Origin of the sequence: Kocuria sp. APC 4018, from assembly GCF_030407675.1 — a bacterium.
Lineage (GTDB): Bacteria > Actinomycetota > Actinomycetes > Actinomycetales > Micrococcaceae > Kocuria > Kocuria rhizophila.
The window spans coordinates 1-25,900 of record NZ_JASDCY010000025.1 but is presented as its reverse complement, the minus strand read 5'-3'; the positions used below and the strand labels follow the sequence as shown (position 1 = coordinate 25,900).

26 protein-coding genes are annotated in these 25,900 nt (G+C 70.3%); 12 read left to right on the top strand and 14 right to left on the bottom strand.

Annotated elements, in window-relative coordinates; translation table 11 throughout:
* Window position 1 precedes the first annotated feature (1 nt).
* Both QL985_RS06430 and QL985_RS06425 read left to right on the top strand, forming a co-directional pair.
* Window positions 2-124, top strand: a complete 123-nt coding sequence (locus QL985_RS06430) for a hypothetical protein (protein ID WP_257745006.1) — start codon at window positions 2-4, stop codon at window positions 122-124.
* Window positions 121-516: a type II toxin-antitoxin system death-on-curing family toxin gene (locus QL985_RS06425; RefSeq protein WP_081477454.1), complete on the top strand. Its 396-nt coding sequence runs from the start codon at window positions 121-123 to the stop codon at window positions 514-516. The genes QL985_RS06430 and QL985_RS06425 overlap by 4 nt, the downstream gene beginning before the upstream one ends.
* Before the next feature lie 27 nt (window positions 517-543).
* Here QL985_RS06425 and QL985_RS06420 read toward each other — a convergent pair whose 3' ends face one another.
* Complete coding sequence (locus tag QL985_RS06420) at window positions 544-867, bottom strand: hypothetical protein (RefSeq protein WP_141564917.1); 324 nt, start codon at window positions 865-867, stop codon at window positions 544-546.
* Between the two features lie 335 nt (window positions 868-1,202).
* Here QL985_RS06420 and QL985_RS06415 point away from each other — a divergent pair, with 335 nt between their 5' ends.
* Window positions 1,203-1,397, top strand: coding sequence for a hypothetical protein (locus tag QL985_RS06415; protein ID WP_249494188.1), 195 nt, complete (start codon window positions 1,203-1,205; stop codon window positions 1,395-1,397).
* A gap of 8 nt (window positions 1,398-1,405) precedes the next feature.
* On the opposite strand, the gene QL985_RS06410 is transcribed toward QL985_RS06415, so the two are convergent.
* The 7 genes from QL985_RS06410 to QL985_RS06380 form a co-directional block, all read right to left on the bottom strand.
* Window positions 1,406-2,350 carry an electron transfer flavoprotein subunit alpha/FixB family protein gene (locus tag QL985_RS06410; RefSeq protein WP_259905669.1) on the bottom strand — a complete coding sequence of 315 codons (945 nt, stop codon included), beginning with the start codon at window positions 2,348-2,350 and terminating at the stop codon, window positions 1,406-1,408.
* Window positions 2,351-2,482: 132 nt separating this feature from the next.
* On the bottom strand, window positions 2,483-3,289 hold the full coding sequence (locus QL985_RS06405) for an electron transfer flavoprotein subunit beta/FixA family protein (protein WP_259905671.1): 807 nt from the start codon (window positions 3,287-3,289) through the stop codon (window positions 2,483-2,485).
* Window positions 3,289-4,179 carry a CoA ester lyase gene (locus QL985_RS06400; RefSeq protein ID WP_257745009.1) on the bottom strand — a complete coding sequence of 297 codons (891 nt, stop codon included), beginning with the start codon at window positions 4,177-4,179 and terminating at the stop codon, window positions 3,289-3,291. Before QL985_RS06400 ends, QL985_RS06405 begins: the two co-directional genes overlap by 1 nt.
* The gene (locus QL985_RS06395) at window positions 4,176-4,658 is read right to left on the bottom strand and encodes a MaoC family dehydratase (RefSeq protein WP_249494185.1); all 483 of its coding nucleotides are present in this window, start codon (window positions 4,656-4,658) and stop codon (window positions 4,176-4,178) included. Before QL985_RS06395 ends, QL985_RS06400 begins: the two co-directional genes overlap by 4 nt.
* An 80-nt stretch (window positions 4,659-4,738) precedes the next feature.
* The gene (locus tag QL985_RS06390; RefSeq protein ID WP_257745022.1) at window positions 4,739-5,902 is read right to left on the bottom strand and encodes an acyl-CoA dehydrogenase family protein; all 1,164 of its coding nucleotides are present in this window, start codon (window positions 5,900-5,902) and stop codon (window positions 4,739-4,741) included.
* A gap of 14 nt (window positions 5,903-5,916) precedes the next feature.
* Complete coding sequence (locus QL985_RS06385; RefSeq protein ID WP_257745010.1) at window positions 5,917-7,902, bottom strand: biotin carboxylase N-terminal domain-containing protein; 1,986 nt, start codon at window positions 7,900-7,902, stop codon at window positions 5,917-5,919.
* A gap of 12 nt (window positions 7,903-7,914) precedes the next feature.
* Window positions 7,915-9,522 (bottom strand): carboxyl transferase domain-containing protein, encoded by a 1,608-nt coding sequence (locus QL985_RS06380; RefSeq protein ID WP_257745011.1) that lies wholly within the window; start codon window positions 9,520-9,522, stop codon window positions 7,915-7,917.
* Window positions 9,523-9,657: 135 nt separating this feature from the next.
* On the opposite strand from QL985_RS06380, the gene QL985_RS06375 reads away from it, so the two are divergent.
* The 6 genes from QL985_RS06375 to QL985_RS06350 all read left to right on the top strand — a co-directional run bounded on the left by QL985_RS06375 (window position 9,658) and on the right by QL985_RS06350 (window position 15,106).
* Window positions 9,658-10,269, top strand: a complete 612-nt coding sequence (locus QL985_RS06375) for a TetR/AcrR family transcriptional regulator (RefSeq protein WP_257745012.1) — start codon at window positions 9,658-9,660, stop codon at window positions 10,267-10,269.
* A gap of 4 nt (window positions 10,270-10,273) precedes the next feature.
* The gene (locus QL985_RS06370; RefSeq protein WP_257745013.1) at window positions 10,274-11,443 is read left to right on the top strand and encodes an acyl-CoA dehydrogenase family protein; all 1,170 of its coding nucleotides are present in this window, start codon (window positions 10,274-10,276) and stop codon (window positions 11,441-11,443) included.
* A 77-nt stretch (window positions 11,444-11,520) separates the two neighbouring features.
* Entirely contained in the window at window positions 11,521-13,155 is a 1,635-nt protein-coding gene (locus tag QL985_RS06365; RefSeq protein WP_257745014.1) for an AMP-binding protein, read from the top strand.
* Window positions 13,148-14,089: a glycosyltransferase family 2 protein gene (locus QL985_RS06360; RefSeq protein ID WP_257745015.1), complete on the top strand. Its 942-nt coding sequence runs from the start codon at window positions 13,148-13,150 to the stop codon at window positions 14,087-14,089. Before QL985_RS06365 ends, QL985_RS06360 begins: the two co-directional genes overlap by 8 nt.
* Before the next feature lie 11 nt (window positions 14,090-14,100).
* The gene (locus QL985_RS06355) at window positions 14,101-14,817 is read left to right on the top strand and encodes a GNAT family protein (RefSeq protein WP_257745016.1); all 717 of its coding nucleotides are present in this window, start codon (window positions 14,101-14,103) and stop codon (window positions 14,815-14,817) included.
* Between the two features lie 55 nt (window positions 14,818-14,872).
* Window positions 14,873-15,106 (top strand): ribbon-helix-helix protein, CopG family, encoded by a 234-nt coding sequence (locus QL985_RS06350; RefSeq protein WP_121566120.1) that lies wholly within the window; start codon window positions 14,873-14,875, stop codon window positions 15,104-15,106.
* A 62-nt stretch (window positions 15,107-15,168) separates the two neighbouring features.
* On the opposite strand, the gene QL985_RS06345 is transcribed toward QL985_RS06350, so the two are convergent.
* From QL985_RS06345 to QL985_RS06335, 3 genes are all read right to left on the bottom strand, one after another.
* Window positions 15,169-15,924 carry an SDR family oxidoreductase gene (locus tag QL985_RS06345; RefSeq protein WP_257745017.1) on the bottom strand — a complete coding sequence of 252 codons (756 nt, stop codon included), beginning with the start codon at window positions 15,922-15,924 and terminating at the stop codon, window positions 15,169-15,171.
* A gap of 22 nt (window positions 15,925-15,946) precedes the next feature.
* Window positions 15,947-17,272 (bottom strand): deoxyribodipyrimidine photo-lyase, encoded by a 1,326-nt coding sequence (locus QL985_RS06340; RefSeq protein ID WP_257745018.1) that lies wholly within the window; start codon window positions 17,270-17,272, stop codon window positions 15,947-15,949.
* A 201-nt stretch (window positions 17,273-17,473) separates the two neighbouring features.
* Window positions 17,474-18,796, bottom strand: coding sequence for an HAAAP family serine/threonine permease (locus tag QL985_RS06335; protein WP_191871981.1), 1,323 nt, complete (start codon window positions 18,794-18,796; stop codon window positions 17,474-17,476).
* Between the two features lie 150 nt (window positions 18,797-18,946).
* On the opposite strand from QL985_RS06335, the gene QL985_RS06330 reads away from it, so the two are divergent.
* Window positions 18,947-19,369, top strand: coding sequence for a MarR family transcriptional regulator (locus QL985_RS06330; protein ID WP_191871979.1), 423 nt, complete (start codon window positions 18,947-18,949; stop codon window positions 19,367-19,369).
* Between the two features lie 47 nt (window positions 19,370-19,416).
* On the opposite strand, the gene QL985_RS06325 is transcribed toward QL985_RS06330, so the two are convergent.
* Complete coding sequence (locus QL985_RS06325) at window positions 19,417-21,174, bottom strand: oleate hydratase (RefSeq protein ID WP_259905680.1); 1,758 nt, start codon at window positions 21,172-21,174, stop codon at window positions 19,417-19,419.
* Between the two features lie 88 nt (window positions 21,175-21,262).
* On the opposite strand from QL985_RS06325, the gene QL985_RS06320 reads away from it, so the two are divergent.
* Window positions 21,263-22,012, top strand: coding sequence for a TetR/AcrR family transcriptional regulator (locus QL985_RS06320; RefSeq protein ID WP_245190510.1), 750 nt, complete (start codon window positions 21,263-21,265; stop codon window positions 22,010-22,012).
* A gap of 270 nt (window positions 22,013-22,282) precedes the next feature.
* On the opposite strand, the gene QL985_RS06315 is transcribed toward QL985_RS06320, so the two are convergent.
* Window positions 22,283-23,737, bottom strand: coding sequence for an amino acid permease (locus QL985_RS06315; protein ID WP_257745019.1), 1,455 nt, complete (start codon window positions 23,735-23,737; stop codon window positions 22,283-22,285).
* Complete coding sequence (hutG, locus tag QL985_RS06310; protein WP_308219545.1) at window positions 23,734-24,954, bottom strand: formimidoylglutamase; 1,221 nt, start codon at window positions 24,952-24,954, stop codon at window positions 23,734-23,736. The genes QL985_RS06315 and hutG overlap by 4 nt, the downstream gene beginning before the upstream one ends.
* A gap of 231 nt (window positions 24,955-25,185) precedes the next feature.
* Between hutG and QL985_RS06305 the strand changes: the two genes are divergently transcribed.
* The coding region (locus QL985_RS06305; protein WP_290147651.1) for an IclR family transcriptional regulator at window positions 25,186-25,900 on the top strand (715 nt) is incomplete at its 3' end.

Genomic DNA, 25,900 nt, shown 5'->3' with positions numbered 1-25,900 from the left:
CATGGCCGAACAGGCCCCCGAGGGGTCCGCCCTCACCCACCTGAGTCTTGATGATCTGGATGCGCTCATCGCCGTTTCGCAGAAACAACTCGCCGGCGTGAACGAGCTGCTTGCGGACCGTTGACGCCCTGGGTTCAGCTGACCCGTGACGACGTGGTCAGGATCCATAATGCAGTGCTCCCGGCCCCGGTCCGGGATGAAGGACTCCTTGCCAGCGCCGTGGACAAGCCGTGGACGAGTTACATGGGCGTTGAGCTGTATCCAAGCTTGGCCGACAAAGCTGCGGCACTCCTGGCAGGGCTTTCCAGGAACCATCCTTTTGTGGACGGGAACAAGCGAACGGCCATCGGTGCAGTCAGTGTCTTTCTGCTCGCGAATGGATATCGGCTCGTGTTCGACAATGACGAAGAAGTGGCGAATTTCGTGGAGATCACAGCCCAGGGTTCCGTCCACCACGAGTTCGTCTCAGCGTGGATCACAGCGCATCTGGAAGCTCTGCCCACCGGGACGGCCTAATCTCAGGTCCCGGGGTGTGTCCTCACCTCACAGCCCCGCAGGGCTGTCCGGAGTCTCTCGGCGGAAGAAGCTCGCCATCACCCAGTACGCCGCAGCTCCCAGAGCCCCAGCAATGAGCAGGGTGACCGCCGCGCCGACGAGTGACCGGTCCAGGAGCAGAAAGCCGGGCGCGGCATACGCCAGAGCCGCGAGCACGGTGGCCGCTCCGGCCCTGGCGGGGCTGGCGAGGAAGAACCCCAGGTGCACGGGGCTTTTGATGAGCCTGAGGAAGAAGTACAGCAGGATTGCGAGCGCCCCCACGATGATGAAGCCGCTCAACGCCGCCCCGGCAGTGCTGTCGTCATGGCGCATCGTCCCGACCGTGGTCCGCAGCAGGCCGAGTGCCGCGCCAGCGAGGGCCACAAGCACCCAGGCGGCCCCTCGGGGAGGACGTCCGGTGTGAGGCACGTTGTCCATCATGGGAGCCACACTATGAAATTCTCGTGTTCACGGTGAAGCACGTTGATGAGCGGCCGGGGGAAAACGGGGGCAGACGGGAAACCGTCCGGCCCCCGGCCTCTCCGCCCCGCGTCACCCCGGCCGCGCAATTTCTGGGGGCCCAGTGCTTTAGCGTGGGCCAGACCGAGATTCATGTGAACGAGCGGGCAACCCGGCCCCGCCCGCCGTATCCGGAAGGAACCCCACCTGTGAAGAACACGTCACTCATCCAGTACATCGGCACCGCCGTGGTCACTCTCATCGCGGTTTTCGCAACTGCCGGCATCGAGAATTTCTGGATGCGCCTGGTCGCGGGGCTTGCGATTGCCTGCCTAGGCGCTTTCGCGGTGATGTTTGTCCAGCGTCGTGCGGACCGGCGCTCCCCTGAGAGTCGAGCAGAGTAACCCCTCGGTCAGCCCTTCCGCTCCCGCAGCGTCTCGAGCAGCTGCGGGATGACCTTGTGGAGGTCTCCCACCACGCCGTAGTCCGCGATCTCGAAGATCTGGGCGTTCTCGTCCTTGTTGATCGCCACGATGGTCTGCGAGGTCTGCATGCCCGCCCGGTGCTGGATGGCGCCGGAGACACCCGCGCACAGGTACAGCTGCGGGGACACCGTCACACCGGTCTGGCCCACCTGCGCGGCGTGCTCCACCCAGCCCGCGTCCACGGCCGCGCGGGACGCACCCACAGCGGCGCCGAGCTCGTCCGCGAGCTGCTCGACCAGGGAGAAGTCCTCACCCACGCCGCGGCCGCCGACCACCACGGTCTTGGCCTCGGTGAGCTTGGGGCGCGACGACGCCGGCGCGGCCTCCGTTCCCGTGACCGTGGCCGCCGGGCCGGAGACCGACACCGCCAGCGGCTTCACCTCAGGCGCATGCCCCCCGCTCACCTCCTCGGTCTGCACCGAGTTGGGGGCGAGCGTGACGAACGCGAGCTCCGTGGTGGGCTCCGCCGTGGTGGTCCAGCCCCCGGCCAGCACGGACTTGGTCACGGTGCGGTCCTGCGCCACACCCACCGCATCGGTGATGATCGCCGCCGAGTGGCGCACGGCCAGGCGGGCGAACCACTCGGTGGTGTCCGCGTCGTTGGCGCCCAGCACGAGCGTGGCGCCGGATTCCGTCAGGGCGGCGTCGAGCAGGGCGGTGTCCGTGAGGGACAGGTCCGCGGCCTCCTGCTCCGGGACAAGCAGCGTGGCCACGCCGTAGCCGCCGAGCTCATCGGCCAGGCCCTCGGGCTGGGGCTCGTGGATGAGCACGGTGACGGGATCTCCCCCGGCGAGGGTGCGCGCGAGCGTGAGGAGCTCGTGGTCCGGGGAGCGCAGCTGACGGGTGTGGCCGAGGTCTACGAGGACGTGCATGGTGTTTCCTCTCGAACGCAGTGGAAGATCGTGGGTGCGGCGCGGGACGGGGCCGCAGTGACCGGGTGCGGTGGTCGCACCGCCGGGACACAGACCCCGGGCCGCCGTGAGGGGCCCCGGGCCGCGCGGCCGTCAGAGCAGGCGGCGCTGCGCGAGGAAGTCCGCGAGCTGGATCCCGGCCTCGCCCTCGTCCTGGACCACGGTCCCGGCCTCGCGCGGGGGCCGGGCGGTGGCGGACTGCACGGACGCGGCCGCGGCGTCGCGCCCCACGGTGGAGGGCTCCACGCCGATCTCCGCGAGGCTCAGCACGGCCGAAGGCTTCTTCTTCGCGGCCATGATCGCCTTGAAGTTGGGGTAGCGCGGCTCGTTCGCCTGGTCCGTGACCGAGACGACCGCGGGGAAGTGCACCGCCACGGTCTGGGTGGCGTCCGCCCCGGGGCGGGTCAGGGCCAGCCCGGTGTTCCCCTCGTCCCAGGCGACGCTGTCCGCGCGGGTCACGAGCGCGAAGTCCAGGCGCTCGGCGAGCATCGCGGGCATCACGGAGGTCTCCCCGTCCGTGGACGCCAGGCCCGTGAGCACCAGGTCCACCCCGCCGTGCTCCTCGCCCACGTGCTGGATCGCGGCGGCGAGCGCCGCGGAGGTGCCGAGCGCGTCGGAGCCGGCCAGGGCGTCGTCGGCCACGTGGAACGCGGCGTCCGCGCCCATCTGCAGGGCCTTTTTCACGGCACCGGCGGCGTCCTCGGGGCCCACGGTCACGGCGATGATGGTGACCTCCGCCTCCGGGGCCGCCTCGCGCAGGGCGATCGCCGCCTCCAGGGGGTACTCGTCCAGCTCGGAGAGGATCGACTCGCCGCGGTCCACGGTGAGGTCCTCCTGGAACGTGCGCTGCTTCTGGGCGTCCGGAACGTGCTTGACCGGAACCACGATGTTCGTGCTCATCAGTTCTCCCTCGTCTCGGTGCGGGACGTCTCGGTGCCCGGTTCATCGGTGCCGCGTGTGTCGGCGCGGCGTGCCTGGGCCACGGTGCGCTCCGCGTGGCGCAGCAGCGGCCCGTCGATCATGTGGCCCTCGAAGCGGAACACGCCGGGAGCCCCCTCGGCGGCCGCCAGTACGCGGCGCGCGTAGTCCACGGCCTCGGCGGTGGGCAGGTAGGCCTCCCGGATCACGGCCACCTGGCCGGGGTGGATGCACGCGGTCGCGGCGAACCCGCTGCCCGCGGCGTCCTCCGCCTCCGCGGCGAGGCCCTGGGTGTCCGCGATGTCCACGTGCACGGCGTCGATCGCGGCCTTCCCGTGGGCACCCGCGGCCAGCAGCACCGCGGCGCGCGCGGCCACGGCCACGTCCCGGTAGGAGCCGTCCGGGCGGCGGCTGGAGCGCCCGCCCAGGGACGCCACCAGGTCCTCCGCGCCCCACATCAGGGCGACGACGCCGCTCTGCTCCGCGATCTCGGACGCCGCCACGATCCCGGCAGCCGTCTCGCACAGCGCGATGACCCGCGCCTCCGGCAGGGCGTCCGTGACCCGGCGGACCTGCTCGGCGGACTCCGCCTTGGCGAGCATCACGGTCCGGAACGGGGTGTCGCGCACCGCGGCGAGGTCGTCCTCGAAGAACGGCGAGGCGGCGTCGTTGACGCGCACCACCGTGGTGGCGGGGTCCAGGTCCGCAGCGCGCACGTGGTCCCGCGCGGCGGGCTTGGCGTCCGGTGCCACGGCGTCCTCGAGGTCGAGGATCACCGCGTCCGCCCGCTCGGCCGCCTTGGCGAAGCGCTCGGGGCGATCCGCCGGGCAGAAGAGGATGGCGGGGCCCATCGTGAACGTGGGGGTCGTCATGCCTGCTCCTTCCCGGGGGCGCCCTGCATGAGCACCGAGCGCACGCACGTGGCCACCACGGTCCCCTCCTGATTGCGGCCCACGTGGCGGACCTTGATAATGCCCTGGCCCGGCCGGGATTTGGAGGGGCGCGCGTCCAGGATCTCGGACTCGCTGTAGAGCGTGTCCCCGTGGTGCATGGGGTGCGGGAACGCGACTTCCTCGAAGCCCAGGTTCGCCACGATGGTGCCCTGCGTGAGCTGTGCGACGGACGCGCCCACGATGATCGACAGCGTCATCATGGAGTTCACCAGCCGCTCCCCGAACTCCTGGCGCTCGCTCCACGCGGCGTCCAGGTGCAGGGACTGGGTGTTCATGGTGAGGGTGGTGAACAGGACGTTGTCCGCCTCCGTGACGGTGCGCCCGGGGGCGTGCTTGTACACGGCGCCCACCTCGAACTCGTCGAAGTACAGCCCGCGCTGCTCGATGACCTTGGCCATGCGGTCCTCCTTGCCGGTGCGCCCCGGTCGGGGGCGGCGCGTTCGGTCGTGCTCGGGTGACGTGGTGCCGGGAGCCCCGGTCACAGCCCCAGGTCGCGGGCGATCAGCATGAGCTGGACCTCCGTGGTGCCCTCCCCGACCTCCAGGATCTTGGAGTCGCGGTAGTGGCGGGCCACCCGGAACTCGTTGATGAACCCGTAGCCACCGAACACCTGGGTGGCGTCCCGGGCGTTGTCCATCGCGGCCTCGCCGGCCACCAGCTTGGCGATCGCGGCCTCCGTCTTGAACGGCTTGCCCTTGAGCATGCGGGACGCGGCGTCGTAGTAGGCCAGGCGGGCCTGGTGCACGCGGGCGCGCATCCGGGCGATCTTGAACGCCACGGCCTGGTTCTTGCCGATCGAGCGGCCGAACTGCTCACGCTCGGTGGCGTAGCGGATGGCCTCCTCGAGGCAGCCCTGCGCGGCACCCGTGGCGAGGGCGGCAATGGCAATGCGGCCCTCGTCCAGGATCCGCAGGAAGTTCGCGTAGCCGCGGCCCTGCTGGCCCAGCAGGTTGGCCTCCGGGACCGTGACGTCCTCGAACGTCAGCGGGTGGGTGTCCGAGGCGTTCCAGCCCACCTTGTTGTACGCCTTCTGCGCGGTGAAACCGGGGGTGTCCGTGGGCACCAGGATGGTGGAAATCTCCTTCTTCTCCCTCCCGTCCGCCGTGGTGGTGGTGCCCGTGACCGCGGTGACGGTCACCAGCTTGGTGATGTCCGTGCCGGAGTTGGTGATGAACTCCTTGCTGCCGTTGACCACCCAGTTGCCGTCCTTGAGCTCCGCGCGGGTGCGGGTGCCGCCGGCGTCGGAGCCGGCCTCCGGCTCGGTGAGCCCGAAGCCCGCGAGCGCCTGGCCGCTGGCCAGCTGGGGCAGCCACTGCTGCTTCTGCTCCTCGGTGCCGAACAGGTACACGGGCATGGCGCCCAGCGAGACGCCCGCCTCCAGCGTGATGGCCACGGACTGGTCCACGCGGGCGATCTGCTCCAGCGCCAGGCACAGCGCGAAGTAGTCCCCGCCCTGTCCCCCGTACTCCTCCGGGAACGGCAGGCCGAACAGGCCCATCTCCGCCATCTGGGACTGGATCTCGTACGGGAACGAGTGCTCCTCGTCGTGCTTGGCAGAGACCGGGGCGATCTCCTCGTCCGCGAACTCGCGCACGGCGTCCGAGAGCGCCTGGTACTCCTCGGACAGTTCGAACGTGTTCAGCTCGGTGTTCTCGCTCATGCCTGGTCCTCCGTGTGTTTGTGGGTGTCCTGCTCGGTGCTGTTCTGCTCGGTGCCGTCCGTCTCGATGGTGGCGACCACCTGGTCCACCTTCACGCGGTCCCCCACGCCCACCAGGACCGTGACGGTCCCGGGCAGGGTGGCAGTGATCGGGTGCTCCATCTTCATGGCCTCCACGGAGACCACGGTGCGGCCCTCGGCCACGTGCTCGCCGCTCTCCGCGAGCACGGCCACCACGGTGCCCGGCATGGGCGAGCGCAGCTCCGGCCCGCCGGCGGTGGTCTCCCGCTCGATCTGCGCAAGCTGCGCCTGCAGCGCCCCGGTGCGGGTCCGCACGGGGATCTCGAACGACGCCGCTCCCTCGCTCACGTGCACCGTGCGGCCTTCCGCGGTGTCCGGGTTCCCGGTTCCCACGGCGGTCACGACGGCGCGCGAGGAGTCTTCCTCGAACGGCGCCGGTCCGGGCAGGGCCGTGGTGGCGGAGAAGCCGTCCGCGCGCCACGCGGTGCCGCCGATCCGTCGCGCGGCGTCGGCGTCCGGCAGGGAACGGGGCCCCGCGGCGTCGTCGTCCTGGGCGCCGAGACCCACGTGGGTGGCGAGCGCCTCCAGGTAGGGGTCCGGCTGGGCGAACTGCAGCTGCGGAAGCTTGCGCTCGATGAGGCCGGTGTCCATGCGCCCGGCCACCACGTCCTCGTCCGTGAGCAGCATGTGCAGGTACTCCACGTTGGTGCCCACGCCCAGGATCACGGTGTCCTCGAGCGCGGTGCGCAGGCGCTGCAGCGCGGTGCGGCGGTCCGGGCCGTGGGCGATGACCTTGGCGAGCATGGGGTCGTAGTCCAGGCCCACGCGCTGGCCCGCCATGATCCCGGAGTCCACGCGGACCCCCGGGCCGGAGGCGTCCCGCAGGGCCACCACGGTGCCCTCGGTGGGCAGGAAACCGCGCGCGGGGTTCTCGGCGTAGACGCGTGCCTCCACGGCGTGGCCGTCCAGGTGGACGTCCTCCTGGGTGAGCGTGAGGTGCTCGCCGTCCGCGATCCGCACCTGCCACTCCACCAGGTCCACGCCCGTGACCATCTCGGTCACGGGGTGCTCCACCTGCAGGCGGGTGTTCATCTCCATGAAGTAGAAGGTGCCCGGCTCGCGGTCCGAGACCAGGAACTCCACGGTCCCGGCGCCCACGTAGTCCACGGCCTTCGCGGCGGCCACGGCAGCCTCCCCGATACGCGCGCGGGTGGCGGCGTCCAGCAGGGCGGACGGGGCCTCCTCGATCACCTTCTGGTGGCGGCGTTGCAGCGAGCACTCGCGCTCCCCCAGGTGGATCACGTGGCCGTGGGTGTCCGCGAGAACCTGCACCTCGATGTGGCGCGGGGTGGCCACGAGCTGCTCGATCAGCAGGGTATCGTCCCCGAAGCTCTGCTTCGCCACGCGGCGCGCGGCGGGCAACGCCTCGGCGAGGTCCTCGAAGCGCTCGACCACGTGCATGCCCTTGCCGCCACCACCGGCCGACGGCTTGATGAGCACGGGGAACGGCATGTCCGCGGCGGCGGCCACGAGCTGCTCGTCCGTGAGACCGGGCTCGGAGACGCCCTGCACCAGGGGGACCCCGTGCTCGGCCACCTGCAGCTTGGAGGCGATCTTGTCCCCCATGATCTCCAGGGCACGCTCCCGCGGGCCGATGAACGCGATCCCCGCCGCGGCGCACGCGCGGGCGAAGTCCACGTTCTCGGCCAGGAAGCCGTAGCCGGGGTGGACGGCCTCCGCGCCGGTCTCCCGGGCGGCGGCCACGACGGCGTCGATGTCCAGGTAGCTCTCGGCGGCGGCCGCGGGACCGATCCGCACGGCCACGTCCGCCTCCTTCACGTGGCGGGCGCCGGCATCGGCGTCCGAGTACACGGCCACGGAGCGGATGCCCATGGCGCGCAGGGTGCGCATCACGCGCACGGCGATCTCGCCTCGGTTGGCGACGAGCACGGTGGAGAACATGAACGAGGACTCCTACATCCGGAAGAGGCCGAAGCCCGGGTCGGGAAGGGGTTGCAGGGACGCCGCGGCCAGCGCCATGGCCAGCACGCGGCGGGTGTCTGCGGGCTCGATCACGCCGTCGTCCCACAGCCGTGCCGTGGAGTAGTACGGGTTGCCCTGGGACTCGAACTGCTCACGGATGGGGGCCTCGAAGCGCTCCTGCTCCTCCGGGTCCATCTGCTCGCCGCGCGCCGCCAGCTGGTCCTTCTTGACCGTGGACAGCACGGACGCCGCCTGCGGACCGCCCATCACGGAGATCCGGGCGTTGGGCCACGTGAACAGGAACCGCGGGGAGTACGCGCGCCCGCACATGGAGTAGTTGCCGGCGCCGAAGGAGCCGCCCACCACCACCGTGAACTTGGGGACCCGGGTGGAGGCCACCGCGGTGACCATCTTGGCGCCGTTCTTGGCAATGCCCCCGGCCTCCGCGTCCCGGCCCACCATGAAGCCGGTGATGTTCTGCAGGAACACCAGGGGCACGCCGCGCTGGTCGCACAGCTCGATGAAGTGCGCGCCCTTGAGCGCGGCCTCGGAGAAGAGGATGCCGTTGTTCGCCACGATCCCCACGGGGTGGCCGTCGATGTGCGCGAAGCCCGTGACCAGCGTGGTGCCGTAGTCCTTCTTGAACTCGTGGAACTCGCTGCCGTCCACGATCCGCCCGATGACCTCCCGCACGTCGTAGGAGCCGTTGACGTCCGCGGGGATGATCCCGTCCAGGTCCGCCACGCTCAGGTCCGGCTCCCGGGCGGCAACCACGTCCCACGCCACGGTCTTCTGCTCGGGGAGGGTGCCCACGATGTCCCGGACGATCTCCAGGGCGTGCTCGTCGTTCTCCGCGAGGTGGTCGGTCACGCCGGAGGTGAGGGTGTGCAGCTCGCCGCCGCCCAGCTCCTCCGGGGTGACCTCCTCCCCGATGGCAGCCTTCACCAGGGGCGGGCCGCCCAGGAAGATGGTGCCCTGGTTGCGCACGATCACGGTCTCGTCGCTCATCGCGGGCACGTACGCACCGCCCGCGGTGCACGAGCCCAGCACGGCGGAGATCTGCGGGATGCCGCGGGCGGAGAGGTTCGCCTGGTTGTAGAAGATCCGCCCGAAGTGGTCCCGGTCCGGGAACACCTCGTCCTGCAGGGGCAGGAACGCCCCGCCGGAGTCCACCAGGTACACGCACGGCAGCCGGTTTTCCGCGGCGATCTCCTGCGCCCGCAGGTGCTTCTTGACCGTCACGGGGTAGTAGGCGCCGCCCTTCACGGTGGCGTCGTTGCACACCACCACCACCAGGCGGCCCCGGACCATCCCGATCCCGGCGATGACCCCGGCACCCGGGCACGCGCCGTCGTACATGTCCTCCGCGGCCAGGGCGCCGATCTCCAGGAACGGCGAGCCCTCGTCCAGCAGCCGGGCCACGCGCTCGCGAGGCAGCAGCTTGCCGCGTGAGCGGTGTCGCTCACGGCTCTTCTCGGGGCCGCCCAGGGCGGCCCGCGCCGTGCGCTCACGCAGCTCGTCCCGCAGCCGCGCACTGGTCTCGCTGTTCGTGCGGAACGCGGCGGAACTGCGGTCCAGCTCGCTCGTGAGGAAAGCCATCTCGTCCCTTCGGAAAATTCAGTTAATGCTCGATAACTAAGGTGGACTATAGTGATGCCCATCACCGTTGTCCACGCCCCACCGCCCAGCGTCCGCACAGGTCCGGGGGTGGGCACGGCACCCGAAGGAGGTTGCGTGGTCGTGACGCCCCGCGAGCAGGCCAAGAGCGAGCGCCGTCGCAGGATTCTCGACGCCGCCGCGCAGCTTTTCGCGCGCCACGGCTACCAGGCGGTGACCCTGCAGAGCATCGGCGAGCGCGCCGGGATCTCCGGGCCCGGGGTGTACCGGCACTTCGAGAGCAAGCAGGAGATCCTGTGCCAGCTGCTCGTGGGGATCTCCCAGCGCCTGCTGGACGGCGGGCGCGCGATCCGTGCCGAGCACGGGGACACCCCCCGGGCGCTGGCGGAGCTGATCTCCTTCCACGTGGACTTCGCCCTCGCGGACGCCGCGCTGATCCGCGTGCACGAGCGAGACTTCGGCTCGCTGGAGCAGCACAACCGCCGCACCGTGCGGGAGATCCAGCGGCTCTACCTGGCCGAGTGGTGCCACGTGCTGCTCGCCCTGGAGCCCGGACGCTCCCTCCAGGACCAGACCACGCGCGCGTTCGCCGTGATCGGCCTGATCAACTCCACCGCGTACTCCCGCGCCCGGACCGAGAGCCCGGACGCCCAGGTCAGCGCGGTCCTCAAGGAGATGTCCCGGCTCGCGCTGGGCATCTCCGCCGAACCCGTTCCCAGTGAAAGGTGACCCCATGATCCACGGCTTCTACGACGAAGAGCACGAGGAGTTCCGCTCGGTGGCCCGCGAGTTCAACGAGCGCGAGGTGGCCCCGCACTACGCGCAGTGGCACGCCGAGCACATGATGGACCGTGGCATCTGGAACCAGGCCGCGGAGGCCGGGCTGCTCGGCCTGGCCGTCCCGGAGGACTACGAGGGCATGGGGCTCGCCGACTACCGATTCCGCTGCGTGATGGACGAGGAGTTCGTGCGCTCGGGCCACCTGGCTCTGGGGCTCGCGTTCCACCTGCAGGACGACTGGGTGCTGCCGCACCTGCTCGCGTACGGCACGGACGAGCAGAAGCAGCGCTGGCTGCCCGCGATCCTGGGCGGGGAGATGGTCACGAGCGTCGCCTTCACCGAACCGGGCGCCGGCTCCGACCTGCGCGGGGTGCGCACCAGGGCCGTGCGCGACGGCGACGAGTACGTGCTCAACGGCCAGAAGACGTTCATCGGCAACGGCATCTCCGGCGACGCCGCCCTGGTCCTGGCCCGCACGGACGGCGGCACCTCACCGCGCGGGAACCGGGACAGCTTCAGCCTGTTCCTCGTGGAGAAGAAGGACCACGAGGGCTACACCACGGGCAAGCAGCTGGACAAGATGGGCCTGCAGGCCTCGGACACCGCCGAGCTGTTCTTCGACGACGTCCGGGTGCCCGCCGCCAACCTCGTGGGCGAGGAGGGCAGGGGGCTGGACCAGATCACGGAGCAGCTGCCGCAGGGCCGGCTGGGCGTGGCCGTGGCCGCGATGGCGATTGCCGAGGGCGTGCTGGCCGAGACCGCGGAGTTCGTCTCCACCCGCAACGTGTTCGGTGAGCGCGTGCTGGACTTCCAGAACACGCAGTTCGAGCTCGCCGAGCTGAGCGCGCAGCTGGAGGCGTCCCAGGCGTACGTGGCGCACTGCGTGGAGCTGTTCAACCGGGGTCAGCTGGACCTCATCGCGGCCTCGAAGATCAAGCTGCAGGCCACCGGCACGGTCAAGGACCTGGTGGACCGCTGCCTGCAGCTGCACGGCGGGTTCGGCTACATCCTGGAGTCCTCCGTGGCGCAGGCGTACACGGCCGTGCGGCTGCTCACGATCTTCGGCGGCACGGACGAGATCCTCAAGGCCACCGTGGGTCACCACATCGCGGCCGAGAACTGAGCGCACCACCCCACCTCGAGCCACCCGCCGGCCGCGGCCCCTGCTGACCCTCCCGGCACCCGACCAAGGAGACACCGATGACCGACCCCACGCCGTCCTACGCCGCCGGTCCCACCGATCAGCCGCTGCTGGAGGAGACCATCGGCGAGAACCTGCACCGCACCGCCGAGCGCTTCCCGGACCACGAGGCCCTCGTGGACGTGGCCGCCGGGAAACGGTGGACCTACCGCGAGTTCCTGCACGACGTCCGGTCCCTGGCCACGGGCCTGGACCGGCTGGGCGTGCGCACGGGTGACCGGGTGGGAATCTGGGGGCCCAACTCGTGGGAGTGGGTGCTCACGCAGTACGCGTCCGCGGAGCTCGGCGCCATCCTGGTCAACATCAACCCGTCCTACCGCCAGCACGAGGTGGACTTCGCGCTCGCGCAGGCCGGGATCTCCACGGTCATCAGCAGCCCCGCGTTCAAGAACAGCGACTACGCGGGGATGCTGGAGGCCGCCCGCCCCCACGCCCCGGAGCTGCAGAACGTGGTGCTCATGGGCAGCCCCGAGTGGGACGCCCTGTTCGTGGAGCCCGACGACGCCCGGCTCGCCTCGGTCGCCGCCGGTCTGCACGCCGACGACGCCGTGAACATCCAGTACACGTCCGGCACCACCGGGCGCCCCAAGGGAGCCACGCTCAGCCACCGGAACATCCTCAACAACGGGTACTTCATCGGGGAGCTGCTGCACTACACCGCGAAGGACCGGATCGTGGTGGTCCCGCCGCTCTACCACTGCTTCGGCATGGTGATCGGCAACCTCGCGGCCACCAGCCACGGCTGTGCGATCATCCTGTCCGGGCCGGGCTTCGACCCGCGGGCCGCGCTGCGCGCCGTCGCCCAGGAGAAGGCGACCAGCCTGTACGGGGTGCCCACCATGTTCATCGCGGAGCTGGAGCTGCCGGACTTCGCGGACTACGACCTCTCCACCCTGCGCACCGGGGTGATGGCCGGGTCCCCGTGCCCCATGGAGGTCATGCGCAAGGTCATCGACCGGATGAACATGCGGGAGGTGGCCATCTGCTACGGCATGACCGAGACCTCCCCGGTGAGCTTCCAGACCCGCTCGGACGACTCCCTGGACCGCCGCGTGGGCACCGTGGGGCGGGTGCACCCGCACGTGGAGGTCAAGATCGTGGACCCCTCCACAGGCGAGACGGTGCCCCGCGGGCAGGCCGGTGAGTTCTGCACCCGCGGCTACTCGGTGATGAAGGGCTACTGGGGCCAGGAGGAGAAGACCCGCGAGGCCATCGACCCGGAGGGCTGGCTGCACACCGGGGACATCGCCGTGATGGACCAGGACGGCTACGCGCAGATCACCGGGCGCATCAAGGACATGGTGATCCGCGGTGGGGAGAACATCTACCCGCGCGAGGTGGAGGAGTTCCTCTACACCCACCCGGACATCGTGGACGCCCAGGTGATCGGTGTGCCCAGCGAGAAGTACGGCGAGGAGCTCATGGCCTGGCTGCGGCTGCGCGACGGCGCTGCCACCCTCACCGCCGAGGCCATCCTGGAGTTCGCGGACGGGAAGATCTCCCGCCACAAGATCCCCCGCTACGTGCACGTGGTGGACGAGTTCCCCATGACCGTGACCGGCAAGGTCCGCAAGGTGGAGATGCGCGAGGAGGCGCTGAAGCTGCTGGACCTGGAGGGCCGGCGCGATGGGTGACGTGCTGGCCAGGATGGCGAGCCGGAAGGACCTGGCCCTGAAACGGGTGAGGCGGTCGGCGGAGGCCGCGGCACGGGACCACTCGCGCTCCCGACGGCGGGTGTTCCGCGAAGTGCGGGACGCCGTGCGTCTCGTACCGCACCCCGGCCGGGACGTCCCCGCCCGGGGCGGCGTGTGGGCGGTCGCGGTGGTCCACAACGAGATGGACGTCCTGCCTCTCGTCCTGGACCACCTGGAGCGCCAGGGAGTCACCGGCCTGTTGGTCTGCGACAACGCCTCCACGGACGGCACCAGGCAGTTCCTGGAGGAGTACCACGGAGATCTGGAACTGGTCCTGGCCGATGACGAGCTGCCGCGCCGGCTCCAGGAGCACAAGCTGGACGTCCTGGTGCAGCAGGCGGTGGAACGCGGCGCGAAGTGGATCGTTCCCGTCGACGCCGACGAGTTCTGGTACGGGCTGGGCGGCACCCTGGCCGAGGTCCTGCAGCGTTCTGCCCCGGACAGACCCGTGCAGTCCGCGCACGTCCACAACGCGGTGCGCACGCCCGAGGGCTTCCTGGTGGGAACAGGGCCCGACCCGCTGCCCAAGGTCGCCTTCCGGCCCCACCGCTGGGCGCACCTGGCCCACGGCAACCACTCCGTGCACCGACCGGGGCTCATCGGACAGGACCTGCGCGTCCTGCACTTCCCCTACCGGTCCCAGGAGCACTTCCTCGCGAAGATCCGCCACGGCAGCAGAGCCCTGGGGCAGAACCGGGAGGGCGCCCCCGTGGGTCACAGCTGGTCGGACCTCGACCTGCTGAGCGATGAGGAGCTGCGGGCGGTCTACGCCGACATGCTCGTGGGCAGGGGGCCCTGGTACATGGACTGGATCCCCCGGGGCCCCATGGCACCCCTCACGGAGTTTCCCCCGGCCACGTGGCCCCTGGACTGAGAGAATCGACCATGCTGACCCTCGAGGAGATCTTTCCGCCCTTCGGACTGCGCATCACGTGCGAGGACCTGGAGCTGCGCGTGCTGCGGGACGAGGACTTCCCGGAGCTGGTGGAACTCGTCCAGGGCGGGATTTCCGTGGCGGGTCTGCCCATGCCGTTCCTACGCGCCTGGCACGAGGAACCGTTCGCGCCGGGGACGTCCGACGGCTTCCCGACCACATCGCTGTCCTGGTGGTGGACTCAACGCTCCACGTTCGCACCGCAGCACTGGAACCTGGCGCTGGCCGTCCGGTTTCGGGGCGAGCTGGTGGGGATGCAGGACCTCGCGGCCCGGGACTTCCCCGTGGCACGCTCGGTCAGTTCGGGCTCGTGGCTCGGGCGCGCGCACCACGGACAGGGCATGGGCACTCTCATGCGCCAGATGGCCGTGGGGTTCGCGTTCGACGAGCTGGACGCCCTCGCATGCCACTCGGAGTACGTGGTGGGCAACCACGCCTCCGCCGCGGTGAGCCGGAAGACCGGCTACGTGGACAACGGCAGGGCCCGCATTGCCCAGAACACCCGCGACGGCGCCGTGGGCGTGGAGGAGCAGCGCGTCGTCGTCACCCCGGAGACGTACGTGCGCCCCGAGACTCCCGTGACCTGCGAGGGCGCCGAAGCGCTGCGCCGTTTTTTCGGGCTCGAGCGCCCGTACGCTGGTGCGCACCACCCCTTGTCGCCATCCTGACGGCGGGTAAAATTGACTACCTGTAGTCAATCCGCCCCTGAAAGGGGATGTCCCCATGACCGTGGCCACATCTGTGAAGCTGTCCGACGAAACCGGGGCCAAGCTGGAGCGCCTGGCGGCCCGCACAGGGCGCTCGAAGTCCTACTACCTGCGCGAGGCCGTGGAGACACACATCGACCAGCTGGTCCGCGACTACGAGATCCTGGACACCGCACAGAATGTGCGTGCCGGCCGCGAACGCACCTACTCGCTGGCCGAGGTGGAGGACATTCTTGACCTGGGCGATTGAGTTCTCCGGAACGTCGCTGCGAGCCCTTAAGAAGGTCGACCGCCCCGACCAGGCTCCGGAGCTCAGCCCAGCCAGTCCTCGAACCGGGTGGCGGTGACGAACGCGTCCTGCGGGATCAGCCCGCCGTTCGCGATGCCGCGCCCCAGGTAAGACGCCTCCTTGATCGTCGTTGGACGCTGTCCACCCAGGTCTCCGCCGGCGGCGAGGATGCGGCGGGCGAAGTTCGCGATGGTGTCCGCCTCCGGGCCCCGGACCGCGAGGATCTCGTGACGGGCCCCGCGGGGAGCGGTGGCGGCGTCGGCCACGACGTCCGCGACCTCCTCACGCAGGGCGGGCGCCATGAGCATGGTGGGGGCGAGCGCCACCGGGCCCCGGCTGACCATGCCCATGGTCGCGGGGACGAAGTCGAACCACTGGGTGGAGCGCACCGTCACGGACGGGACCGGGCACTGCTGGTAGATGCTCTGCTGCACGGCCTTGCCCTTGTAGTAGCCGTACCCGGAGTTCACGCGCGGGTCCTCGGCGCCAGCGATGGACAGGCACACGATCCGACCCACGCCCTGCTCGTGCGCCGCCGTGGCGACGTTCGACGCCGAGCGCGCGAAGAACGGCACGGCCTTGCGCGCGCCCATGGTGGTGATGTGGAGGGCGTCCACCACCGCGTCCGCACCGTCGAGGGCCTGCGCGAGGCCCTCCCCGGTGACCGCGTCCACCCCCGTGCGGCGGCTGGCCCGCACCACCGTGTGGCCGCGCCCCTCCAGCACGTCCGCCACGTTCGCTCCGAAATTCCCACTGGCACCCAGCACCGTGATCTTCATGGGGTCAGGGTAGACCCGGCACCTACAGGCTCTTGAACAGCTCGAGCGCGTGCGCCCGGGACTCCTTGAGGTCCACGATGGGCTCCACGCCCTCCTGCCGCCCGTTCCAGCGGTCCACGTACTCGAAGTCAGGGTCGAACTTCTTCTGCTGCGTCTCGGCGTTGAAGATCCGGAAGTAGGGCGCGGCGTCCGTGCCGCAGCCGGCCACCCACTGCCAGTTGTGCGGATTGCTCGCGGGGTCCGCGTCCACCAGGGTGTCCCAGAACCACTGCTCGCCCAGGCGCCAGTCGATCAGCAGGTTCTTGGCCAGCAGGGAGGCCACCACCATGCGCACGCGGTTCTGCATGGTCCCGGTCTCCCACAGCTCGTGCATCCCGGCGTCCACCAGCGGGATCCCGGTGCGCCCCATCTGCCACGCGGCGAGCACGTCCTCGTCCAGCGGGGGCCACGGGAAGGCGTCGAACTTCGGGTTGATGTTCTCGGTGGCCATGTCCGGGTGGACGTACAGGTTGTACCAGGAGAACTCCCGCCACCCCACCTCGGTGAGGAACTTCCCGGGGTTCTCGGCACGCTCCAGCGCGGTGTGCCACACGGTGTACGGGCTGATCTCGCCCCAGCGCAGATGCGGGGACAGCCCCGACGTGGCCGGCTTGGCGGGCACGTCCCGGTCCTGGGCGTAGCGCGGCAGCCGCTCGTCCAGGAAGTCGTCCAGCCGCTCGTGCGCCGCCCGCTCCCCCACGGTCCACGTGCGCGCCAGCCCCCCGGACCAGTCCGGGTGCGTGGGCAGCAGGCCCCAGTTGGCCAGGTCATCGGAGGCCGGTGCCGGGTCTGCGGGGTCGATCGACGACGGCGCCGGGTACGGTTCCCGGGGCGGCGGCCCACTGGTGCACGCGCGCCAGAACGGCGTGAACACCCGGTAGGGGTCCCCGTTCTGGGTGCTGACGGTCCACGGCTCGAACATGAGCGAACCGGCATACGAGTGGGCGTCCACACCGTTCTCCCCGGCCCACTCCTTGAGCCCGGCATCCACCGCACGCTCCGGCCCGCCGTAGCGGCGGTTCCACAGCAGGCGGTTCGCGCCGGTCTCGCGCACGACGCCGGGCACCACCTCCCCTGCCGGGCCGCGCCGCAACGTGAGGGGTACCCCCAGGTCGGAGAGGTCCGCGGCCAGTGAGCTCAGGGAGTGGTGCAGCCACCACTTGGCAGCGCCACCGAGCGGGCGGATACCCTGCGACTCCTCGTCCAGGACGTAGAGGCACACCACGGGTTCGCCGTGGGACACCGCCTCGTGCAGGGCGGGGTGGTCGGTGACCCGGAGGTCGTCGCGGAACAGCACCACGGTGGTCATCTGGGCTCCTCACCCGTTCGGTCGGTGGTGTGCAACGACCCCCGCTGCGCAGCAGCGGGGGTCGCGGCCTCGGTCACGGCCAATCTACACAGGGGGACCGCCCCGGGCCCGGGGCGGCAGGCCCGTAGCGGTCCGCACCGCACCACCGGCGGCCGGACGCGGACCCGGCCCAGCGGCGTCGTCCTGCGGCGGCGTGGGGCGTCAGGCCACCAGGCCGTAGATGATGCCGCTCACGGCCACCAGGCCGGCCACCGTGACGAACACGTTGGAGAGTTTGCCGCGGTAGGGCTCCAGCGCGGGGAGCTTGTGGATCGCGTACATGGGCATGAGGTACAGGATCATCGCGATCACCGGGCCCGCGAGGGACTCGATGAGCGAGAGCACGCTGGGGTTCGCGATGGCCACGAGCCACGTGGTCACGAACATGAACACGGCCACGGCGGTGTGCAGCGTCTTGGTGCCGATCCTGGTTCCCTGCGGGTCCACGGTGGAGCGCACGACCCCCACGGCGCCTTCGGCGGCGCCCATGTAGTGGCCGAAGAAGGAGGAGGCGATCGCCGTCAGCGCCACGGCGGGGCCCAGGTAGGCGATGAACGGGCTGCCGTTCTCGTTGGCCAGGTAGGACAGGACGGGCAGGTTCTGGTCCTTGGCGGCCTGCAGCCCGTCCGGGCCCAACGAGAGCACGCAGGACCACACGAAACCCATGGTGAAGACGACCAGGAGCAGGGTGCTGCGGCGCAGGACCACGGAGGCGCGCGCGCTCGCGTGCTCCCCGTACTGGTGCTTCATGGCCACGGAGAACTGGCTCACGGCCGGCGAGTGGTTGAAGGCGAACACGAGCACCGGGATGATCATCCACACGGACATCAGGAAGTCGCCCGCGGAGGGAACACCCTGGAACACGCTGAGGTCCCACGTGGGGATCAGGTACAGCGTCACGCCCAGCAGGATCAGGATCAGCGGGTACACAAGCCACTGGGTGACGATCAGCATGATGCGCTGACCCGTAAACATCACGAGCATGAGCAGCGCCACCAGGATGCCCGAGAGCAGCCAGCGCGGCGGGGACGCCATGCCCAGCTGGTTGACCATGAGGCTGTCCACGGTGTTGGTGATGCTCACCCCGTAGATCAGCACGATCGGGTAGATCGCCAGGAAGTACAGGACGGTGATGACCCGGCCGATGCCCTCGCCGAAGGCCTTGCGGGCCACCACCGTGATGTCCTCGCCCGGGACGGGGGAGGCGCACACGAAGCGGGACAGCGCCCGGTGGGACAGGTACGTCATGGGGCCGATCAGGATGGTGACGATCAGCAGCGGCCAAAGGCCGCCAAGCCCAGCATTGATGGGCAGGAACAGCACGCCCGCGCCCACCGCGGTGCCGAAGAGGGAGATGGCCCAGTTGGTCTCGAACCGGCGGTTGACGGGCCGCTCGTTCGCGGCATCCGCCTGCGTGGCCGTGGCCACGGAGGACCCTCCGGTCGAGGCGTTCGTGGGGTCTGGGGCGTGGTCGTGGTCAGCCACCGGGGTCTCCGTGCTGTCGGGGAAAGGGACGAGCGAAAGGATGCGGACACCCTGTGAGCCGGATCATAGTTATACGCGATTCGGTGGCATTGTTCAACAAACTCCCGTCGGCCCAGGTCGCACCGCAGGGCCCTCCCGTACCATGGACGCATGGATCCCGAGCTCCGCCTGGACACGCAACTGTGCTTCGCGCTGTACACCGCCTCGCGCAAGGTCACCAGTGCCTACCGGGAGCCGTTGAAGGCGATGGGTCTGACCTATCCGCAGTACCTGGTGATGCTCGTGCTGTGGGAGGACGACCACCGCTCCGTCCACCAGCTGGGGGAGACCCTCATGCTGGACAGTGGAACCCTCTCGCCCCTGCTGCGGCGCATGGAGGCCGCCGGCTTCGTCACCCGCAAGCGGTGCGAACGCGATGAGCGCTCCGTGGTCGTCTCCCTCACGGACGCCGGTCGCTCCCTGGAGAAGAAGGCCGCCGCCATGCAGAAGAAGCTGCTGGACGAACTGGACATGAGCCTGCGGGAGAGGCTGACCCTGCACGAGCTGGCGCGGAGGCTGTACACCTCGCGGTGACACCCTCCGGCCGCACCCGCGCAGGGTCGCTCAGCGCGCGCTGAGGGTCACAGCACGCCGTACTCCTCGAGCAGCTCGCCCACCTCGCCGTTCTCCAGACGACGACGCAGCCGCTTGCGCAGCGGTTCCGGCCCGGGGATCCGGACCTTCTCGCCGTCCCGCAGCCGGGTGAGGCCTTCCAGCAGCACCCGCACGTCGTAGGTGCTGCCCCACGTCTCGGGAACGCCGCGCTCCACGCCCATGAGCTGGTAGACGGCCTCCATGCCGGTGCGCACCGAGTACTCGGTGGTGAAGATGCAGTCGCGGCCCGTCTCCGCGAACTGACCCAGGAAGGCGAAGTTCCGGGCGCCCTCGGGCACCACCTGCGGGCGGTCGCCCGCGTGGCGCGGCATGAAGAAGCTGGTCACGTACGGCATCATCACGGGCACCGTCTTGGCGCCGGTGGCCGCGAGCTCCGGGATCTCCTCCACCGGAACGCCCAGGTGGTAGAGCCACTCCTGGGTGATCTCCTCACCCGTGCACTCGGCCATGGTCTTCTTCACGAAGTCGCCGGGGGTGTCCACGAACAGCGAGTAGACCCACACCACGACCTGGTCCTTCGGCTGCTTCTTGAAGTGCGGCTGGCGGTTCACGGTCCAGCTGAGCAGCCACGAGGAGTCCTCCGCCGTGACGATCCCGCCCGTGACCACGCGGCCGCTGAACGAATCCCGCTGCGCGATCTTCCGGATGTACTCGGGGATCCGCTCGTCCAGGGTGGTGACGGTGGCAGACTCCCACTTGGTCTTGTCGATCGAGGAGCAGAACACCTCGGGGCGCCCGAAGGAGGGGTCCTTGGCGGCGATCCGCTTCCACAGGTCCCAGGCCGAGGCGGGACCGCGGTCGAGCTTCGCGGGGGTGGCGTGGTCGCCGTCGTCCGAGTTGTCCACGAGGGAGCCGATGGTGGTGAACACGAGGTCGTGCTCACCAAGCTCCTGGGTCTCGGTGGCGCCCTCGCGCACCCAGTGGATCGCGGTGGCGCGGATCTCGCCGTTGCGGTGGGAGAAGTCGATGTCGCGGACGTCGGTGTCGTACTGGAAGGTGACGCCGCGCTCCGTGAGGTAGGAGATCAGGGGCAGCACGAAGGACTCGTACTGGTTGTACTTGGAGAACTTCAGCGCAGAGAAGTCCGGCAGCCCGCCGATGTGGTGCACGAAGCGGTGCAGGTAGAGCTTGAACTCCAGCGCGGAGTGCCACTCCTCGAACGCGAACATGGTGCGCCAGTACATCCAGAACGGGGAGGCCAGGAACTCCTTGCTCATGACCTCCTGGATCTGCTTGCCCTCCATCTCCTCGCGCGTGGCCATGAAGACGTGCAGCAGGTCCTTCTGCGCGCGCTGCGGGAGGTCGAACTTGCCCTCGGGGCCAGCGTCCTGGCCCTGCTTCACGGTGGCGCGGCACAGGGAGTAGTTGGGGTCGTCCCGGTTGAGCCACGCGAACTCGTCCAGCACGGACGCGCCCTCAATCTCCAGGGACGGCACAGAGCGCATCATGTCCCACAGGCACTCCATGTGGTTCTCGAGCTCGCGCCCGCCGCGGATCACGAACCCCTTCTCGGGGACGTCCAGACCGTCCAGGGCGCCGCCGGGCAGCCGCCCCTTCTCCACCACGGTCACGTTCTCGCCGGGCACGCCGGCGTCCCGGACCAGGAACACCGCCGCGGCGAGGCCGGCCAGACCGGACCCCACGATCCACGCGCGGGTGTCCTGGGCGTGCTCCGCCGGGCGGGGCCGCATGAAGGCCTCGTAGTTGCCTGCTGTGAACTGCATGTCGTTCCTCCTTCCGCGGGGCGTCGCTCTGGCGCTCCCTGCGTACATAATTGAGCCTAATCAATTTTGAGTGCAATACAATTATCTGGTGGAGAAAATTCAGAACCCGACGCCGCGCCGCCGGGGACATCCCCTGGAGCACGCGGCCTCCCGCGTGAGTCCGCGCGGTCCCGGCCGCCGCGAAATCGCCAAGGCCGAGAAGCGCGCTCGCATCCTGGCCGCCGCCCGCGCGCTCGTGAGCGAGAAGGGCTACGCGCAGATGTCCATGAGCGAGGTGGCCGCCCGCGCGGACGTGGCAGCGGGCACCGTGTTCCAGTACGCCGCCACCAAGGCGGAGCTGCTCATGATGGTCACCGAGAACATCTGGGCGGACCACGTCAACGACGCCCTGGACGCGACCCCCGGCCCCGCCCAGCGCTCCCCCGCCGCTGTGGTGGACGCGATCATGGACTCGCTCGACCCCATCTTCGACATGGCCGTCCACTGGCCAGAGACCACGGTGTGGATCGCGCGCGAGATCCTCTTCGGCGAGGACCTGCCGCACCGCCGCGAGGTGCTGGTGCTCGTGGAGAAGCTGGAGGACCACATCGCCCGGATGCTCGCGGGCTGCCGCCCCGCCGCCTCGGACGCCGACGCCGCCCCCCTGGACGTGGGCGCGCGGATGATCGTCACCAGCGGGCTGGCCGAGCTCAACCGCGCCCGCCAGGGTCGCGCGGAGCTGGACCTGGTGCTGGAGCGGATGCGGGAGATCGTCGCGCTCGTTGCCGCGGGCGTGGGCGCCGCACATGCTCCCGCGCACGACGCCGCCGTCCCCGCCTCCCCGGAGTCCGCCCGGTAGCCCTCCAGGGCAGCGCGCCGCTGCACCCCGCTTTTCGGCAACTCCCGGGTGGCCTGCTCAGAGAGCACGGAGCGGCGCCAGCGCGCCACGCGCAGGCGCTGGAGCGGACGGTGGCCGCGCCCCGTTCAGGAGGTTGCACTGCCCAGCGGGGACGAACCCGTGACCCGCGCGGTGCGTGACGGGGCGCGCGGACCCGGCCGTGCGGCGTCGTCGTCCGGGCAGGGGAGAGCCCCGGCTCGCAGACGGGCCGGGGCTCTCAGCAGGCGGGGATCAGCTGCGGGGCAGGGTGATCAGCGCGGTGTGGTCGTCCAGGTCGGGGCGGTTGCGGCCGCCGCCCTTGACGAACAGCAGGTAGCCCACGCCCAGGAGCACGAGCCACACGACGCCCACGATCAGCGCCACGCGGGTGTCCGGGAACCAGCCGAGCAGGGCGATCACGAACAGGATGCCGGCGGTCGCGGCCCACGAGGCCACGGGCCAGAAAGGAACCTTGAACGCGGACTCGGGGCGGTTCTTGCGCTCGATCTCGCGGCGCATGGCAATGTGCGAGAGCAGGATCATGAGCCACACCCACACGGTGGCGAACGTGGCGATCGAGGCGATCACCAGGAACACGTCCTCGGGGATCACCACATTGAGGATCGCGCCGATGCCCAGGGCGATGCCCATGACCACCACGGTGAGCCACGGGACGCCGTTCCTGGAGACCTTGGTGAACGCCTGGGGCGCCTGGCCCTGCTCCGCGAGGCCGAAGAGCATGCGGCCGGCGCCGAAGGTGTCCGCGTTGATTGCGGAGATGGCGGCGACGATGACCACCACGTTGAGGATGGATGCCGCCGCGGGAATACCCAGGGCAGAGAAGATCTGCACGAACGGGCTGGCCTCGCCGGTGATCTCGGTCCACGGCACCAGGGACATCAGCACCACCATGGTGCCCACGTAGAACAGCAGGATGCGGGCGGGCACGGCGTTGACGGCCTTGGGAATGGAGCGGGCCGGATCGCCGGCCTCCCCCGCGGTGATGCCGATGGTCTCGATGCCGCCGAACGCGAAGACCACCACGGACAGCGCGGCCAGCAGACCGCCCAGGCCGTTGGGCATGAAGCCTCCGTGGTCCACCAGGTTCTGCAGCCCCACGGGCTCGCCCGGGGCGTAGGAGACGCCGAGGACCATGAGCACGATGCCGCCGCCGATCATCGCCAGGATGGCCCCCACCTTGATGATGGTCAGCCAGAACTCCATCTCGCCGAAGATCTTCACGTTGCGGGTGTTGATCGCGGCAATGAACAGGATGACGGCGGTGACCCAGATCCAGCGGGGGGTGTCCGGGAACCAGAAGCCCATGTACACGCCGAACGCGGTGACGTCCGCGATGGCCACCACGATCATCTCGAACACGAACGTCCAGCCCGTGACGAAGCCCGCGAACGGGCCCAGGTAGCGCGCGGCATACTGGCCGAATGAACCAGGGACGGGGTGGCGCACGGCCATCTCGCCCAGGGCCCGCATGACCATGTAGACCACCGCTCCGGCGATCAGGTACGCGAGGATCACCGACGGGCCGGCCACCTGGATGGCGGTGGCCGAGCCGTAGAACAGCCCGGTTCCGATCGCCGAGCCCAGCGCGATGAACTGGATGTGGCGCATGCTCAGCCCGCGGGACAGGGTGTGGTTCTCCTGCGGGGGCACCTGCGGAGCGGGCTGCTGCGGGGTTGAACTGCTCATCGGTGATCTCCCGTGGTGTTCCCGGCGGGGCCGGTGGGTGGGGTCGGTGCGGGGCTGACGGTTGATGCGGTGGTCGCCGCCTCCGGGGACGACGTCGCCGCGTCACCCCCGGTGCGCGGGGAGGACGACGTCGCGACGGCGCCTCCCGCGCGCGGGGACGTGCCCGCGGAGGCCGGGGGCGGCGGCGTCGTGCTCAGGGCATCGTGGGCCAGGGTGGTGATGAGGCGCGCGGCGGCGCGGGCGGTGCGGCCGTCCACGTCCATCCGCGGCAGCAGCTCCACCACGTCCACGAGCACCAGTTTGCCGCTGCGGGCCACGCGGTGGCACACGGCCTGGATGGTCTCCAGAGGAACACCGTATCCGGCCGGGGCGCTCACGCCGGGCGCCACGGCGGCAGGCAGGACGTCCAGGTCGATGCTCAGGTGGATGGCGTCCACGCGTTCGACGAGGCGGTCCACGACCTCCAGGACGGCGTCGAGGTGGCGTGGCTGGCACTGCTCGTCCGTGAGGAACTCGACGCCCAGCTCCTCCGCGGTGCGGAACAGGATGGCGGTGTTGTTGGGCTCGCTGATGCCCAGCACGGTGTAGTCGAACGTGCGGCCGGCCTCCTGGTCCGCACGGGCCATCTGCAGGAACGGGGTGCCGGAGGAGGGCTCGTCCGCCTGCCGCAGGTCGAAGTGGGCGTCCAGGTTCAGCACACCCACGCGCTGGCCCTGCAGACGCTCGCAGCGGGTGCGTCCCAGGTAGCTGCCCCACGCGGTGTCGTGGCCGCCACCCAGGACGACCACGGGGTTGCCCGTGTCCAGGAGGCGTGCGACCTGATGGCCCAGGGTGTCCTGACCGTCCTCCAGGTCGCGGTCCGGGACCACCACGGTGCCGGCGTCGTGGATACCGAAGTCGGCATGCATCGCCAGAGGGGCGAGGGCCCCGCGCAGGGCGTCCGGGCCCTCGGAGGCGCCCACGCGGCCCTTGTTGCGGCGGACGCCCTCGTCGCAGGAGAAGCCGACGAGTTCGACGGCGGGGGCCTCGGGGACGCCGTCCTGGTCGGCGCCGCCCCGGCCATCACCCCGGGAGACATTCTGTGCGGTCTGCTGCGTGTCGTCCTGGGCGATGCCCTGCCATGCCCGCTGGTGCCAGCGCAGGTGCTCGGGGGTGTCCCCGTCCGTCCTGCCGCTCCACACCTCAGGGTCCGGCGGGGTGATCCGGGTGGTCGTCATACAGCGTCCTTCCCCGCGGTGCCGCCTCCCTGGGCCGCCTCGCGGTGCTCGCGTGTGATCTGAATTACCTTTGCTCCACACAAGCCCATCACCGGGGATCGCGGGGAGGCCCGACACCAGATATCGTCTGGTATTCCAGACACGCAGATCGTACGGCACGCCGGGTCGGGGGCACGCACGGTGGCCGCGCGGCGTCGTCGTCACCCACCCCCGCTCGTCGAAGGAGACCCCATGCCGGGAGCCAAGGTGCCTGCCGCGCAGAGCACGCTGCGGATCCTGCGGTTCCTGGCGTCGCGGAAGGGGCCGGTGGCGGCGTCGTCGATTGCGACGGCGCTGGAGCTCCCGCGGTCCAGCGTGTACCACCTGCTGGCGGTGATGACCGAGCAGGGATTCGTGGTGCACCTGCCCGAGGAGCGGCTGTACGGGCTGGGGATCGCGGCGTTCGAGCTGTCCTCGGCGTACACGCGGCAGGACCCGATGGCGCGGCTGGGCGAGCCGCTGCTGCGCGCGCTCGTGGACGCGGTGGGCGAGAACGCGCACCTGGCGGTGATGCACGGGCGGGACGTGGTGTACGTGGTGGAGGAGCGGGCGCCGTACAAGCCGTCGCTGGTGACGAACGTGGGGGTGCGCATCCCGGCGCACCTCACGGCGAGCGGGCGGTCGATGCTGGCGGGGCTGCCCGCGGCGCAGGTGCGAGCGCTGTACCCGGACCGGGACTCGTTCGCGTCGCGCTGGGAGAGCACGGCGATCACGACGCCGGGTCAGCTGCGCACGGAGCTGGAACGGACCCGTGAGCGCGGCTGGGCCGTGGAGGAGGGGGACGTGACGCCGAACTTCGCCTCGGTGGCGGTCGCGGCGCACGACCACCGGGGGCTGCCGGTGGCGGGGGTGGCGCTGACGTTCCTGGGGCACAAGATCGACGACGAGCAGCGGGCGGAACTGGTGA

Coding starts and splice junctions, on each gene's coding strand:
- QL985_RS06430 (WP_257745006.1), top strand. CDS start 2: ATGGCCGAACAGGCCCCCGAGGGGTCCGCCCTCACCCACCTGAGTCTT.
- QL985_RS06420 (WP_141564917.1), bottom strand. CDS start 867: ATGCGCCATGACGACAGCACTGCCGGGGCGGCGTTGAGCGGCTTCATC.
- QL985_RS06410 (WP_259905669.1), bottom strand. CDS start 2,350: ATGCACGTCCTCGTAGACCTCGGCCACACCCGTCAGCTGCGCTCCCCG.
- QL985_RS06405 (WP_259905671.1), bottom strand. CDS start 3,289: ATGAGCACGAACATCGTGGTTCCGGTCAAGCACGTTCCGGACGCCCAG.
- QL985_RS06400 (WP_257745009.1), bottom strand. CDS start 4,179: ATGACGACCCCCACGTTCACGATGGGCCCCGCCATCCTCTTCTGCCCG.
- QL985_RS06395 (WP_249494185.1), bottom strand. CDS start 4,658: ATGGCCAAGGTCATCGAGCAGCGCGGGCTGTACTTCGACGAGTTCGAG.
- QL985_RS06385 (WP_257745010.1), bottom strand. CDS start 7,902: ATGTTCTCCACCGTGCTCGTCGCCAACCGAGGCGAGATCGCCGTGCGC.
- QL985_RS06380 (WP_257745011.1), bottom strand. CDS start 9,522: ATGGCTTTCCTCACGAGCGAGCTGGACCGCAGTTCCGCCGCGTTCCGC.
- QL985_RS06370 (WP_257745013.1), top strand. CDS start 10,274: ATGATCCACGGCTTCTACGACGAAGAGCACGAGGAGTTCCGCTCGGTG.
- QL985_RS06365 (WP_257745014.1), top strand. CDS start 11,521: ATGACCGACCCCACGCCGTCCTACGCCGCCGGTCCCACCGATCAGCCG.
- QL985_RS06360 (WP_257745015.1), top strand. CDS start 13,148: ATGGGTGACGTGCTGGCCAGGATGGCGAGCCGGAAGGACCTGGCCCTG.
- QL985_RS06355 (WP_257745016.1), top strand. CDS start 14,101: ATGCTGACCCTCGAGGAGATCTTTCCGCCCTTCGGACTGCGCATCACG.
- QL985_RS06350 (WP_121566120.1), top strand. CDS start 14,873: ATGACCGTGGCCACATCTGTGAAGCTGTCCGACGAAACCGGGGCCAAG.
- QL985_RS06345 (WP_257745017.1), bottom strand. CDS start 15,924: ATGAAGATCACGGTGCTGGGTGCCAGTGGGAATTTCGGAGCGAACGTG.
- QL985_RS06340 (WP_257745018.1), bottom strand. CDS start 17,272: ATGACCACCGTGGTGCTGTTCCGCGACGACCTCCGGGTCACCGACCAC.
- QL985_RS06330 (WP_191871979.1), top strand. CDS start 18,947: ATGGATCCCGAGCTCCGCCTGGACACGCAACTGTGCTTCGCGCTGTAC.
- QL985_RS06325 (WP_259905680.1), bottom strand. CDS start 21,174: ATGCAGTTCACAGCAGGCAACTACGAGGCCTTCATGCGGCCCCGCCCG.
- QL985_RS06315 (WP_257745019.1), bottom strand. CDS start 23,737: ATGAGCAGTTCAACCCCGCAGCAGCCCGCTCCGCAGGTGCCCCCGCAG.
- hutG (WP_308219545.1), bottom strand. CDS start 24,954: ATGACGACCACCCGGATCACCCCGCCGGACCCTGAGGTGTGGAGCGGC.